Source organism: Janthinobacterium sp. PSPC3-1 (genome assembly GCF_049896105.1).
Classification (GTDB): Bacteria; Pseudomonadota; Gammaproteobacteria; order Burkholderiales; family Burkholderiaceae_D; genus Janthinobacterium.
In genome coordinates, this window is sequence record NZ_JAFCTQ010000007.1 from 55842 (window position 1) to 68951 (window position 13110).

Annotated in this window: 17 protein-coding genes; 1 reads left to right on the forward strand and 16 read right to left on the reverse strand. The window is 63.4% G+C overall.

Going from position 1 to position 13110, the window contains the following annotated elements; genetic code table 11:
• Nucleotides 1–8 precede the first annotated feature (8 nt).
• From flgK to flgB, 10 genes are all read right to left on the reverse strand, one after another.
• Nucleotides 9–1373, reverse strand: coding sequence for a flagellar hook-associated protein FlgK (gene flgK, locus ACP7B7_RS09930; protein ID WP_426076573.1), 1365 nt, complete (start codon nt 1371–1373; stop codon nt 9–11).
• A gap of 54 nt (nt 1374–1427) precedes the next feature.
• The gene (locus ACP7B7_RS09935; protein WP_308920372.1) at nt 1428–1820 is read right to left on the reverse strand and encodes a rod-binding protein; all 393 of its coding nucleotides are present in this window, start codon (nt 1818–1820) and stop codon (nt 1428–1430) included.
• Complete coding sequence (locus ACP7B7_RS09940) at nt 1820–2932, reverse strand: flagellar basal body P-ring protein FlgI (RefSeq protein WP_308920373.1); 1113 nt, start codon at nt 2930–2932, stop codon at nt 1820–1822. The genes ACP7B7_RS09935 and ACP7B7_RS09940 overlap by 1 nt, the downstream gene beginning before the upstream one ends.
• Nucleotides 2933–2941: 9 nt before the next feature.
• Nucleotides 2942–3616, reverse strand: coding sequence for a flagellar basal body L-ring protein FlgH (gene flgH / locus ACP7B7_RS09945; RefSeq protein ID WP_308920374.1), 675 nt, complete (start codon nt 3614–3616; stop codon nt 2942–2944).
• The gene (gene flgG, locus ACP7B7_RS09950; protein WP_308920375.1) at nt 3616–4404 is read right to left on the reverse strand and encodes a flagellar basal-body rod protein FlgG; all 789 of its coding nucleotides are present in this window, start codon (nt 4402–4404) and stop codon (nt 3616–3618) included. The genes flgH and flgG overlap by 1 nt, the downstream gene beginning before the upstream one ends.
• 33 nt (nt 4405–4437) lie before the next feature.
• Nucleotides 4438–5166: a flagellar basal body rod protein FlgF gene (locus tag ACP7B7_RS09955; RefSeq protein WP_308920376.1), complete on the reverse strand. Its 729-nt coding sequence runs from the start codon at nt 5164–5166 to the stop codon at nt 4438–4440.
• A 26-nt stretch (nt 5167–5192) separates the two neighbouring features.
• The gene (locus tag ACP7B7_RS09960) at nt 5193–6482 is read right to left on the reverse strand and encodes a flagellar hook protein FlgE (protein WP_308920377.1); all 1290 of its coding nucleotides are present in this window, start codon (nt 6480–6482) and stop codon (nt 5193–5195) included.
• 64 nt (nt 6483–6546) lie between these two features.
• Nucleotides 6547–7197, reverse strand: a complete 651-nt coding sequence (locus ACP7B7_RS09965) for a flagellar hook capping FlgD N-terminal domain-containing protein (RefSeq protein ID WP_308920378.1) — start codon at nt 7195–7197, stop codon at nt 6547–6549.
• Nucleotides 7198–7200: 3 nt separating this feature from the next.
• Nucleotides 7201–7605 carry a flagellar basal body rod protein FlgC gene (flgC, locus tag ACP7B7_RS09970; protein ID WP_308920379.1) on the reverse strand — a complete coding sequence of 135 codons (405 nt, stop codon included), beginning with the start codon at nt 7603–7605 and terminating at the stop codon, nt 7201–7203.
• Nucleotides 7606–7620: 15 nt separating this feature from the next.
• The gene (gene flgB / locus ACP7B7_RS09975) at nt 7621–7983 is read right to left on the reverse strand and encodes a flagellar basal body rod protein FlgB (protein ID WP_308920380.1); all 363 of its coding nucleotides are present in this window, start codon (nt 7981–7983) and stop codon (nt 7621–7623) included.
• A 228-nt stretch (nt 7984–8211) separates the two neighbouring features.
• Here flgB and flgA point away from each other — a divergent pair, with 228 nt between their 5' ends.
• Nucleotides 8212–8895: a flagellar basal body P-ring formation chaperone FlgA gene (gene flgA / locus ACP7B7_RS09980; RefSeq protein ID WP_308920381.1), complete on the forward strand. Its 684-nt coding sequence runs from the start codon at nt 8212–8214 to the stop codon at nt 8893–8895.
• A gap of 8 nt (nt 8896–8903) precedes the next feature.
• On the opposite strand, the gene ACP7B7_RS09985 is transcribed toward flgA, so the two are convergent.
• Genes ACP7B7_RS09985 through ACP7B7_RS10010 form a run of 6 tightly spaced genes read right to left on the reverse strand, consistent with a single transcriptional unit; the run spans nt 8904 to nt 13087 of the window.
• Complete coding sequence (locus tag ACP7B7_RS09985) at nt 8904–9650, reverse strand: glycoside hydrolase family 73 protein (RefSeq protein ID WP_308920382.1); 747 nt, start codon at nt 9648–9650, stop codon at nt 8904–8906.
• The gene (flgN, locus tag ACP7B7_RS09990) at nt 9637–10077 is read right to left on the reverse strand and encodes a flagellar export chaperone FlgN (RefSeq protein ID WP_308920383.1); all 441 of its coding nucleotides are present in this window, start codon (nt 10075–10077) and stop codon (nt 9637–9639) included. Before flgN ends, ACP7B7_RS09985 begins: the two co-directional genes overlap by 14 nt.
• Nucleotides 10074–10364 carry a flagellar biosynthesis anti-sigma factor FlgM gene (flgM, locus tag ACP7B7_RS09995; RefSeq protein ID WP_308920384.1) on the reverse strand — a complete coding sequence of 97 codons (291 nt, stop codon included), beginning with the start codon at nt 10362–10364 and terminating at the stop codon, nt 10074–10076. The genes flgN and flgM overlap by 4 nt, the downstream gene beginning before the upstream one ends.
• A 16-nt stretch (nt 10365–10380) precedes the next feature.
• Nucleotides 10381–11439 carry a flagellar motor protein MotB gene (locus ACP7B7_RS10000; RefSeq protein WP_308920385.1) on the reverse strand — a complete coding sequence of 353 codons (1059 nt, stop codon included), beginning with the start codon at nt 11437–11439 and terminating at the stop codon, nt 10381–10383.
• Nucleotides 11366–12280 carry a flagellar motor stator protein MotA gene (gene motA / locus ACP7B7_RS10005; RefSeq protein ID WP_308920386.1) on the reverse strand — a complete coding sequence of 305 codons (915 nt, stop codon included), beginning with the start codon at nt 12278–12280 and terminating at the stop codon, nt 11366–11368. Before motA ends, ACP7B7_RS10000 begins: the two co-directional genes overlap by 74 nt.
• Nucleotides 12281–12331: 51 nt before the next feature.
• A complete protein-coding gene (locus tag ACP7B7_RS10010; RefSeq protein WP_426076574.1) occupies nt 12332–13087 on the reverse strand; it encodes a FliA/WhiG family RNA polymerase sigma factor in 756 nt (251 codons plus the stop codon).
• Nucleotides 13088–13110 lie beyond the last annotated feature (23 nt).

Sequence of the window (13110 nt, forward strand, 5' to 3'; positions counted from 1 at the left end):
TCTGCTCCTTAACCCATCATTGCCAAAGTGGCGTCAAACAAGGTGTTGGCGACTGAAATGACTTTCATGTTCGCCTGGTACATATTCTGGAATTCCACCAGGTTCATCGCTTCTTCGTCCTTGTTCACGGCGCTGGTGGCGTTCCAGTCGTTGACCGCCTGCGTGCGCACCGTGTCGGCCGTTTTCAGCAAGGCCTGGTTCTGCTGGCTGGCAATGCCCAGCTTGCCCACCAGCTGGGTATCGGCGTCGCTGATCAGCACTTCGCCCACCCAGCTGACAGTGATCGGCTTGTTCTTGATGTCGATCAGGCTTTGCAGGTTCTTGCTGTCGCCGGCGGCGCCGCCGGCGCTGGCCAGCGCCAGGTCGGCCGCCGTAAAATTCTTCTTGATCGACATTACGCCGTCGGTGTACTCGAACAGGTTGGGACCGGCGGTGCCGGCCATGGTCTGGCCCTGGTTCAGCTGATTGTTGATATTGTCGGTCAGCGTCTTGCCCAGGTCGCGCAGCGACTGCTGCAGCGGCTGCAGGGTATTTTGCTCGAATTCGCCCAGGCCGCCGATCTGGCCGCCGATGGCGATACTGTCGAGCTTGAAGGTCGAGTTGGCGAACTTCAGCGTGATGCTTTGTTCGCCAACCGCGTTCTCGCTGCTGGTCAGCGTGCTCGACATGTTGCCGATCACCAGCGGCTGGCCGCTCTTCAATGAAATATTCATCGAACCGTCCGGCTGGCTGTTGACTTCGATCGCCATCTGCGCAGCCAGGCCGTCGATCAGCTGGTCGCGGGCATCGATCAGCGCCGAGACGTTGGTGCCGGCCGCATTCGAGGTCGAAATGCGCTGGTTCAGCGCGGCGATGTTCTGCAGCGCGGTATTGGCTTGAGGCATCATCGCGGCGCGCTGCTGGTGCAGCGACAGCACCTGGTTGTTCATCACGTTGTTGATGCTGTTGAAATGCTGGGCCATGGCGTCGGCCGAAGTGACGATCTGCTGGCGCAGCGGGGTCGAGGTCGGATCGACGGCGGCCGCATTCAGGGCCGTGAAAAAGCCGTCGATGCCGTTGCTGATGCTGGACTTTTCATCGCCCATCACGCGTTCGAGCTGGGTCAGGTAAGGCTGGGCCTGCGAGCGCAAGCCCTGGTCCGACGCGGCGCGCCACATCTGCTGGCTTTTGTAGGCGTCGCTGAAACGCATCAGGGCGCCCACTTCCACGCCGTTGCCGGCCGACCGCACGCCAGCGCCGGAAGAGAGCGATGTCAGCAGCACGCCCTGGCGCGTATAGCCCGGGGTCTGCAGGTTGGCGATATTCTGGCTGGCTGCACCAAGCGCCGCTTGCGCGGCGATGCTGCCCGACAGGGCATTGCTGATCATGCTCATGGCATTTCTTTCGTGATAAGGGGCGATGTCGCTACCTCAACTACAGGCGACACTTTATGTTGACTTATTAAGTCCGGCTGCAACTTTGTCCGATGTGACATCGATCCTCGGGGCTGGCGCCGCTGCGGCCGGCAGCAGCTGGCGCAAGATGGCGTCGGCGATGCCGAACGCGCGCTGGCCGGCCATCTTGTCGGCCACCAGGTTGTCGGCCAGCTCCTGCATGTCGCTGTTGACGGGGTCCTTGTAGACGCTGTCTTCGCCGGCCATCTCGCGCGTGCCCGAGCGCATCTGGCGCAGCATGTGCGAGATGAAGAAGGCTTCGAACTTGACCGCCGCCTCGGTGGCCTTGGCCGCATAGCGCGGATCGGTGGGCGCCGCCGCGGCGGGCGACTGGTCGTCCAGCGCCGAAGGCAGGGCGCCGCTGCTGTTGTCGATGGAGAAATTCATCAGATCACCACCAGTTCGCCTTCGATGGCGCCGGCCTGGTCCAGCGCCTGCAGGATCGCCATGATATCGTCGGGCGAGGCGCCCAGGCTGTTGACCACGTCGATGATGGCCTGCAGCTTGGCGCCTTCCGGCCATTTGAACATCTTGCCGTTGCCCTGGTCGACCGTCACCTTCGATTGCGGCGTGACGGTGGTCTGGCCGGCACCGAACGGCGCCGGCTGGCTGACCGCCGAACTCTCGGAAATGACCACTTTCAGCGAACCGTGGGTGACGGCCGCCGCTTTCACGCGCAGGCCTTCGGCGATGACCACCGTGCCGGTACGCGAATTGAAGACCACCTTGGGCATGTCGGTGCCGACGTCGACGCTGAGCGCCTGCAGCTTGGCCATGAAGGCCACGCGCTGGGTCGGGTTTTCGGGGGCGATCACTTCCACGCTGGTGGCGTCGCTGGTGGTGGCGACGGCGCCGAAACGGCGGTTGACGGCTTCGACGATATTGGTCGCCGTCTCGAAATGGGGATGGCGCAAATTGAGCGTGACGGTCGGCTTGGTGGAAAAGTCGCTGAGGATCTCGCGTTCGATATTGGCGCCGTTCGGGATGCGTCCCGAGGTCGGCGTATTGACCGTGACCGACGAGCCGCTCTGGCCGCTGGCGCTCAGGCCGCCGACCACCACGTTGCCTTGCGCCAGGGCGTAGGTTTCGTTGTCGGCCGCGCGCAGCTGCGTCAGCAGCAAGGTGCCGCCACGCAGGCTTTTCGCGTCGCCCAGCGAGGACACCGTGACGTCGATCGCCTGGCCGCGGCGGTAGCCGGGCGGAAACACGGCGCTGACCATCACGGTGGCGACGTTCTTGCTTTTCGATTCGGCGCCGTCGGGCAGCTTGACGCCGAACTGCTTGAGCATGTTGACCACCGACTGGCTGGAAAACTTCACCTGGGTGGTGTCGCCGCTGCCGTTCAGGCCGACCACCAGGCCGTAACCGACCAGCGGATTGTCACGCACGCCTTCGATGCTGACCAGGTTGCGCAGTACTTGCGCCGCCGTGGCGGGCAGCGACATGCTGCAAAAGGCGGCCAGCAGCAAGGTGGCGGGCAGGGCGGAACGAAATCTCATGATGTGACCTTAAAACGGCATCCATGGACCGACGAAAAAGCGCGTCAGCCAGCCCGGGGTATTGGCTTCGGCCAGGGTGCCCTGGCCGGAATAGGCGATACGCGCATTGGCGATGCGCAAGGACGATACCTGGTTGTTCGAATCGATGTCGGCCGCGCGCAGGTAGCCGCGCAGGCGCACGAATTCCTCGCCCTGGTTCAGGGTCAGGGTCTTTTCGCCCTGCACCCGCAGCAGCCCGTTCGGCAGCACTTCCTGCACGATCACGGTGATCGCGCCCGACAGCGCATTTTGCTGCGTGCTGGTCGAGTCGCCGGCGAAATTGCGGTCGGCCGACAGGTCGATGCCGGTCTTGGGGAAGGTCTTGCCCAGGATGTTGGCCGCCTGCACGCCCACCGAGGAACCCTTGTTGAAGGAGGTGCCGGCCTTCTTGCTGGCCTGGGTGGTTTCCTGCAGCGCCACGGTGACCACGTCGCCGACGCGGAAGGCGCGGCTGTCGGAGGTCAGCGACATGCCGGCATCGGGGTTGAACACGCCGCCGGCCACGCCGCCGCGGCCACTGCCGCGCTGCGCCACCAGCGGCTCTTCCGAAAACGTCGGCGCCACCGGCGCGGCCGGACGGCTGGCGCAGCCGGCCAGCAGCACAGCCGCCAGCAGCACCGCGATGGCTTGCCTGGTCGCTTGCATCAGCGTGCCGCTTGCGCCAGGTATTGCAGCATATTGTCGGCCGCCGACAGCACCTTGGTGTTCATTTCATAGGTACGCTGGGCCGCGATCATGTCGACCATTTCTTCGACCACCTGCACATTCGAGCCTTCCAGCGCGAATTGCTTGAGCTTGCCCAGGGCGCCTTCGCCGGGATTGCCTTCGGTCGGCGCGCCGCTGGCGGCGGTTTCCTGGAACAGGTTTTCGCCCAGGGCCAGCAGGCCGGTCGGGTTGATGAAGCTGCTCAGGGTCAGCTGGCCCAGCTGGGTGCCGGCCACATTGCCGGGCACCGTCGCCGAGACCATGCCGTTTTCACCGATGGTGATGCCGGTGGCGTTGTTGGGCACGGTGATCTGCGGCACCAGCGGCAAGCCCTGGGCGTTGACCATCACGCCATTTTCATTGATGCCCAGCTGGCCGGCGCGCGTGTAGGCCGCTTCGCCGTTCGGGCGCAGCACCTGCAAAAAGCCGTTGCCGGTGATGGCGACGTCGAATTCGCGGCTGGTGGTTTGCAGGCTGCCGGTGGTAAACACCTTTTGCGTGCCGACCATGTGGGTACCGTTGCCGAGCTGTACGCCCGACGGCGACAGGGTATTGTCGGCACGCTGCGCGCCCGGCTGCTGGTCGACCTGGTAGAACAGGTCTTCGAACACTACGCGGTCGCGCTTGAAACCGACCGTGTTGACGTTGGCCAGGTTGTTGGCGATGGCTTGCAGCTTGGCGTCTTGCGCCTGCACACCGGTCTTGCTGATCCACATTGCTGGATTCATGATTTACTCCTTGAATTTGGTTGGCGTGCGGGCTCAGGCGCCAAGCAGGCGGTTGCCCGATTCAGTCATGGAATCGCTGGCCTTGAATATTTTCATCTGCACTTCAAAACTGCGGTTCAGGCTCATGGTGGCGATCATTTCCTCGACCGCCGACACGTTGCTGCCTTCGATATGGCGGCCGCGCACCTGCACGTTCGGATCGGCCTGCAGGTTGGCGCCGCCACGCGTGACGATCAGCCCGGCTTCGTTCTTGGTCAGCTCGCCCGTTTCGGAGTTGACCAGCTTGAGCTTGTCGACCACCTGCATCTGCGCCGTGCCCGGGACCTGGATCGAAATCGAACCGTCGACGCCGATCGAGACGCTGGTGTGCTCGGGCAGGGTGATCGGGCCACCTTCGCCCAGCACCGGCCGGCCGTTGATGGTTAGCGCGCCCGTTTCATCGAGGTTCATGGCGCCGGCGCGCGTGTAGGCTTCGCCGTTTTGCCATTGCACCGTCAGAAAGCCGTTGCCGGTGATCGCCACGTCGAGATCGCGGCCGGTTTCCTTGACGGTGCCGGTGCGCGTGTTGATGGCGCTCGACTGCGTCTGCGCCATGTGGCGATCGTCGTAGCCGTAGCCGTTTTGCAGCGGCTGCGCGGTCGACACCTCCAGGTTGGCACGAAAGCCGCCCGTTTCGATGTTGGCCAGGTTGTTGGCGTGTACCTGTTGTGCCCGCAGGGCACGGTCGGCGCCGCTCATGGCGGTGTAAATCAGCGCATCCATGGTTGTTTACCTTTGCGTGTCAAAGATTACAACGCTTGCATCAGCGATTGCAGCATGGCGTTCTCGGTCGACAGCACTTTCGAGTTGGCCTGGTAGTTGCGCTGCGAGGTCATCAGGCCCACCAGTTCGGTGGTGATGTCGACGTTCGACTGTTCCAGCGAGCTGGTGGCCAGCTTGCCGGCCATGCCCACGCCAGGACGCTCGTACAGCGGCGCGCCGGAAGCGGTCGAGGCGGTCCAGCTGGTGTTGTCGGCGGCGGTCAGGGCGCCTTCGTCGGCAAAGTTGGCCAGCGCGATGGTGCCGACATTCTTGGTTTCGCCATTGGTATATTTCGCCATGATCGAGCCGTCCGACGCCAGCTCCACGCCGGTGTAGGTGCCCGAGGCGTAGCCGTCCGACTTGTTGGTCGAGGTGGTCGTTTCGCCGGCGTACAGGGTGGTGTCCGAGTAGTTCAGGTTGAACGCCAGCGCGGCCGCGCCGGAGTTGGCGATCGGGTCGCCCATCTTGACCGCGTCGAAAGTCGGTTTCCAGTCGGCGCCCCTCACTGCCGGTGCCACCGGTTCATTGTTCGGCGCGGCGCCGTTGACTTTCGCCAGCTGGCCATCGGTGCCGAACAGCAACGTACTTACCATTTCTTTCGCTGGCGTCGCCAGTGGCTGCTGCATCATAGGCTTGTCGTCGAGCGTGTAGTGCACTTCGACCGTGCTGGCATCGGTCTTGACGAAATACTGGCTCAGCGTGTGCTTGGCGCCCAGCGAATCGTACAGCACCGATACCTTGGCGCTGTTGTAGGTCTGGATGTCGGTCTTGTCGAACTTGGTGCCGTCCTTGATGGTCCACTCGGACGACAGGTTGGCGACGTAGGACAGGTTTTCGGTCGCCTGCGCGGGGATCTGGCCGGTCGGGATTTTCATGTCGCCCATCGGACCTAGCGTGGTGCTGCCTTTGGCGGCAGGCGCGTAGCCCTGCACCATCTTGCCGTTCGAATCGGTCAGGTAGCCGCTGCTCGAGGCGCTGAAAATGCCGACGCGGCTGTAGCTCAGGGTGTTTTGCGCATCGCGGCTGACAAAGTAGCCACGGCCATCGATGGCGGCGTCCAGGGTGCGGCCGGTGTTCAGCACGCCGCCGTTGACGCTCATGCTTTGCGTGGTTGAACCGATTTCGACACCGGTGGCGCGGTCGCCTGCGTACATCGACGAGAAGTTGGCGCGGCTGCTGCGGAAACCGTAGGTGCCGGCGTTGGCGATATTGTTACTCGAGGCGGTCAGTTGCTCGTTGATGGCCTGGATGCCGGACAGTGCGATGTCGAAACTCATGGTGAACTTCCTTTAGTGAAGGACGGGATTATTGGGCAAAAAGCAAATGGGCGCTACGGGCGGATCAGGAGGTCTTGCCGTTGAAGCCGGTGATCGCGCCAGGGCTGACTTCACCGAGGTTGGCGACGTTGAGGATCATGCTGCCGGTGGCCGACAGGCGAACACTGCTCAGCTTGCCGGCGATATCGACCGACGGCTTCTCGCCGCTGCTGGTGGTCACCGCCATCGTATAGGTGCCGGCTGGCAGGCCCAGCTTTTCCGGGTCGATGGTAAACGGCACGTTACCGGCCGATTTGGCGCCCAGTTCGATCGTGTATTCCTTGTCGAACGCATCTTTCAAGGTCAGGGTGGTCTTGCTGCTGTTGGACGACAGGGCGATGCTGCCGCTGACCTTGCCGCTTTCGAGCTGTACCGTGCTGCTGTTGACCATGACTTCCGAGCCCACCTGAGCGCCCAGGGCCAGCACCTGCATGCTCTGCAGTACGCTGGCGTTGGCGCTGGTCAGGGTCGACAGGTTTTGCATCGCTTCGGTCTGCGCCTGCTGCGTCAACTGGTTGACGAACTGGCTGGGGTCGGTTGGCGCCAGTGGGTCCTGGTTGCGGATCTGCGCCACCAGCAGCTTGGTGAACATGTCCTGCGTGGCGTTGTTTTGCGAGGCGACGGCGTTGCTGGTCGTGCCACCGCTGGTGCTGTTTGTAAAGAGGCTCGTTTCCATGGATTACGCTTCACCTAATTTGAGGAGGGATTGTTGCATCGACTTGATGCGGCCCAGGACTTCCACATTGGTTTCAAAGGCGCGCGAGGCCGACATCATGTCGGTCATCTCGGCCACCTGGTTGACATTCGGGTAGAACACCATGCCGTCGGCATTGGCCATCGGGTGGCCCGGTTCGTACACCTTGCGCAACGGTTCGTCGCTTTGCACCACGTCCATCACTTGCACGCGGCCACCGGCGCCGCCATCCATCACCGCCGTAAACACCGGTTTGCGCGCGCGGTAGGTCTCGCCTTCGGAACCGGCCACGGAATCGGCATTGGCCAGGTTGCTGGCGATGGTATTCAAGCGCACGGTCTGCGCCGCCATCGCCGAACCGGCGATCTTGGAAATATCCTGGAAGCTCATGCTTGTCCTCGTTGCTTATTGTCCCGAGATGGCCTTGGCCAGCCCTTTGAGTTTCATGTTGACGAAGGTCAGGCTGGTCTGGAAGTCGGTGGCGTTCTGCGAGAAGGCGGCCTGTTCCACGCCGATCTCGACGGTGTTGCCATCGCGGCTGGGGTGGTAGGGCACGCGGTACAGCGAACTGGCGTCGTCGTCGGTCGACAGCAGGCCGGCCTCGTTGTCTTGCAGTTGCTGCAAGGCGCTGCCGAAATCCATGTCCCTGGCCTGGAAGCCCGGCGTGTTTTCGTTGGCGATATTGGCCGCCAGCACACGCGTGCGGTCGGCACGCAAGGCCAGCACATCGGCGTGCACACCCAGTGCGTCCTTGAAATTAATCCCCATGGTCATCCTTTGTGTTGAATTTGATCGTACTGCTGCGGTTTGGGCTGGAAATCTGGATGCAGGAGTAAAATGCCTGCCTGGTCATGTTGACGCATGGTAAGGTCATGCTGCTTCAAGATTCTTGATTAGGATTAGCAAATAAGGTTAGTAATGATTTATTCGGACCATCATGTCGCGGCACCGCACAAGGCAGGAGCATTTCGCACGCTGCTCCCCGGCCTGTTTTTAATGACCAGCCTCTATAGTAGTGCAGGACGGGCCGAATTGCCAGCCGACAATATATTTTTGCAAGTGCAGCAATTGGCCCAGGAGCAGCTGGCGCAGCAGGCCGCCTCTGCCGGGCTGCTGGAACCGCTGTTCCAGGTGACTGTTGTAAAAACCACGCGTGTCATGCCCGCGTGCCCGGTGCGGGTCGCGCTCGAGGCCCTCGACAGCCGTTCGCCGCAGCGCATGCGCTTTGTCGCCAGCTGCCCGGGAGCGGCGGGCTGGCGCTATGAAATACTGGCGCGCGCCAGCATCAGCGCCAAGGTCGCGGTGACCGGCGTGCCGGTCACCGCCAACACGCCGCTGCAGGCCGGCGACGTGGCCCTGGAGCGGCGCGACGTGACGATGGTGGCCGACAGCATCGCTTCGCTGCCGGCGGTGGTGGGACAGTCGAGCCGGCGCAGCCTGCGCGCCGGCGAGGTGTTGCGGGAAAGCCAGCTGGCGTCGCCGGTGCTGGTGCGGCGCGGCAGTACCGTCAACATCGTTGCGCGAAAGGAACAGGTACAGGTCAGTACGGCGGGAGTGGCGATGGATCCGGGCGCGCAGGGCGAGATCATCCGCGTGCGCAACGCCGCCAGCGGCACCGTGATCCGCGCCGTGGTGACGGAGGCGGGCACGGTGGCGCCGGCGGACTTGCTGGGACGCTGATCAGTCGATCAGTCGGCTGCGGCAGTGCGTTGCAGGCGCGCTGCCAGCTGGCTCAGCTTGGCCGCGTAGTTGGGGTCGGTGGCATAGCCGCCGCGCGCCAGGCCTTGCGCAAACGCGCTGGCGTCGGCGCCCGTATTGAGCGCGGCGCGGTAGCGCGGGTTGTCGAGCAGCACTTGCGCATAATCGCGAAAGGCGCTGGCCTGGTCCGGATAGCTGCGAAAGCGCTCGGTCTTTTTCAGCGCCGTGCCGCTGTCGCCCGCGTATTCGGTGGTCAGGGCGTTGGTCACTTCCCCCTGCCATTTGGCGCCGGCCTTGATGCCGAACAGATTGTGCGTATCGGCCGTGCCCTGGCGCAGCGGACGCTGGCCCCAGCCCGATTCCAGCGCGGCGTGGGCGGCGACGATTTCCGGCGCCACGCCCAGGCGCGCGCCGGTTTCCTCGGTCCACGGCTTGATCGACGATAAAAACTGCTGCTGCACTTCGCCGATCTCGCCCCCTTGGCTGATCGCACCGAGCACATTGGCTGGCGCGCTGTTGGCCGACCAGGCCCTGCCCTCGGGACTGAGCATGCTGGCGTTGCCGCCACCGTGCTCGATAAATGTCGCCACTTCGCCCTGCACCTGCTGGAACACGCTGCTGAAGCTGGCGGTGGAGGCGGTGGCGCGCACATTGCTCTGGATGGCGGTGGTGGCGCTGGTCGGCAAGGTGGCCGCCAAGGGGCGGGCATTGCTTGCAAAAAAATCAGCTTGGCGCATAGATATGTTCCTCGCCATGCAGCACGCGCTGCATGGTCGTGTATTGTTCCGTTAACAGCTGGCTGTTGCGGGTGTTCAAGCGCTTGCATTCAAGCACCATCTGTTCCAGTTCTTCCCAGTTGGCGACGGCTTTGCCACGCGCGTCCGCCTGCAGCAGCGCAAACAGCTGTGTCATGTCGGCCTTGGGGCCGAGCAGGGCGGTGACCAGGCTCATGCGCTGGCGGCGGCGGCCATCGAGCGGCTCGACCGCGGCGACGATCTGTTCGGCCAATACTTTCAATTGCCCGGTCTGGTGGCGCAGGGTGGCCTGGAATTGTTCTTCCAGCAAAGCCAGCAGTTCGGCATAACCGTGGCGGTCATCGGTGATGCCCTGCAGTACCCGCTGCACGGCTTCCTGGCGCGTGAGGCCCTTGCGTGGCGCGGTCATGCGTCGCTGCCGTGAAAGCGCTGGATCAGGCCGGCAATCTTGGACGGGTCGAACGGCAGCTCGCCCCTGGCCAGCGCATCGCGCAACATGGCCACTTTTTCATGGTCGACATCGGGCATGGCGCGCAGCGCCGCCATGGCCGGCTGCAACACGGCCGACTGCAGTTCCGCGCCGGCCGACGAACCGCCGGCGGCCGCCGCGGCGCCGGCATTCTCGGCGATCGCCTCGGCGGGCGCCACGGCGGAGTTGCGCAGCGTGGCGCCGGCGGCTCCCGAGGAGATTTTCATACGTTGTCCCTTGCCTTTAATTTGCATGTTCGGCCTGTTCTTTCTTCGCGGGCAAACCCAGCTTGTCACGCAGGCGTTGCAGCGTGGCCGAATCGGGCGCGCCCACTTCCAGTTCCTGGCCCTGCGACCCCTGGCCCGCCATGCCGAACATGGAGGCGATGCTGTCGGCCTGGCCACGCGTCAATATTAACAGCTCGATGCGGCGGTTGATGCCTGCGCCGGCATTTTTCGTGTCCAGCGGCGCGCGGTCGGCCATGCCGACCACCTGCAACACGCTTTCCGGGTTCATGCTGCCGGCCAGCAGTTGCGCGCGCGCCGACATGGCGCGGTTGGCCGACAGGGTCCAGTTGGAATAGCCATCATAGCCGGTATTGGCGTATTGCATCGAATCGGTATGGCCGACGATCAGCATCTGGTTTTCCATCTGCGCAAAGATCGGCCCCATTTCGCGCAGCAGCTTGCGGAACCGGTCGGTCGGCACGGCGCTGCCGCGCACAAACATGCCTTGCTTGTCGGTGTCGTGCAGCATCACGCGCAAGCCGTGCGGCGTGACCACCGACTGCAGGTTGCTCTTCAGGCCGGCTTCGTCGCTGAGCTTGTCGAGTGCGCGCGACAGCGCCATCAGGTCTTCCGGCGTCTGGTAGCTCATCTTCGGCTTGGCGTCGGCGGACTCCAGCTTGCCGTCTTTCTGCTTGCTGCCTTCCGTGCGGGTGTCGCCCATGCCGTCGCGCGGCATCGGGAAACGGTCGATCAGGCTGCCGCGCGGGCCGCCTTTCTGCTCCGGCATCACGCCTTGCCCTTCGCCTTGCCGGCTGCCCGCCAGCGCGTCCATCATGATTTCCTTCATCGCCTGCTGTTCGCGCGCGGCGATCAGCCACAGCACCAGGAACAGCGACAGCAAGGCCAGGCAGAAGTCGGCGAACGCGACTTTCCAGGCGCCGCCGTGGCCATCGTCATCGTGCTTTTTCCCGGCACGCTTGATGATGGCCTGGTCATGTTTCTCATGCGGCTTTAGCACGGCGGCCTCCCCGGCCTTGGCCTTGCTCAGGTTCTTCGCCGCCACTTTCCAGCGCATTGATCCAGCTTTCCAGCTGGGCAAAGCTCGGCTTGATATTGAGCTGCACCAGGCGCCGGCCCGAGTCGATCGCCAGCAGTGGCGGCTTGCCCGCGACGTGGGTCACCAGCACCACTTTCACGCATTCCATGGTCGAACCTTCTTCGCCGACCAGTTGCTTCATCATGTTGCACATCGGATCGAGCACGCCGTAGCAGAAGAAAATGCCGATAAAGGTACCGACCATGGCGGCGCCCACTTTCGACGAGATTTCCGCCGCATCGGCGCCGTCGGCCACCGAATTCATGGCCATCACGATACCGAGCACGGCTGCCAGGATGCCGAAGCCGGGCATGGCTTCGGCAATCTTGTGCAGGGACTTCGAGGGCTGCAGCAATTCATCGTGGATCGCTTCGAGTTCCTGCTCCAGCACGCCTTCGAGTTCATGCGCGTTGATCTTGCCCATTGCCATCAGACGGAAGTTATCGACGATAAAGGCCAGCAGTTTCGGCTCTTCCAGCACCAGTGGATAGCGCTGGAACAGCGGGCTTTCGCGCGGCGCTTCGACGTGGGCGTCGAGCGCCTTCAGGCCTCCGGCCGCCGTTTGCAGCAATTCATACATCAGCAGCAGCAATTGGCGCTGGAATTCCGAGCCCTGTTTCTTGTGCGTGACGACCTTGCGCATCTGGTGCAGCATTTCACCGAGCACATGCTTGGGATTGCCCAGCACCAGGGCGCCGACGGCGGCGCCGATAATGATGACCAACTCGACCGGATGCCAGATCGCTTGGACGGTACCGCCCATCAGGGCAAAGCCTCCGAATACGCATCCCATCACGATTAAGATACCGATAATTACCATGTCAACTGCCTTTCTGCTTGTGCTGCATCAATTTATGGGTGGAGCTCGATCTTACTTATCCTGCAGCATGGCTTTCATTTTGCCCAGTGCCATCTTGTTCAACTGGCATACGCGCGCGTCGCTCAGGTCCAGCACGGCGGCGATTTCCTTGTAGCTCAGTTCGAACTCGTAATACATCTGCACCACGCGCTGTTCACGCTCGTCGAGCGCGCGCAGGGCCTGCTCCAGGCTGCGCCGCACCATCAATTGCTCTTCCGGGCTCGGTGCGCTGTCGGCCTGGCCCAGGCTTTCCTGCAAAATATCGTCAAAGCTGGCGATCAGCTCGGCGTTTTCGGCCAGCTGGTATTCCTGGTACGCTTGCGGCGTCAGCTTCAGCGCCGCCATGATTTCCGCTTCCTGCGGCTCGCGGCCCAGGCGCCGGGTCAGTGCGCGCACACTGTCGCGCAGGCGGTGGCTTTCCTGGCGCACCGCGCGCGGGCGCCAGTCCTGGCGCCGCAGCTCATCGAGGATGGCGCCGCGGATGCGCAGGCTGGCGTAGCTGCCGAAGGACTGGTCCGGCACGCCGTAGCGGCGCAGCGCTTCGAGCAGGCCCATCAGGCCGATCTGCTCCATGTCGTCGCGGTCGATGGCGCCCGATACCTGCGAATTGAGCTGGCGTACGATGCGCTTGACCAGCGGCGCGTAAGCGACCAGGTGGCGCTGTTCCTCCTCCACGCTGAGCACGGCCGCGGCAGCGCCGGCGGCGGCATATTCGCCGGCGCCGTAGGCTTCCTGGTATTGCTCGGCATAAGCCACGGTATCTCCCATCAGTCGTACTGGCCTGCTGGCGT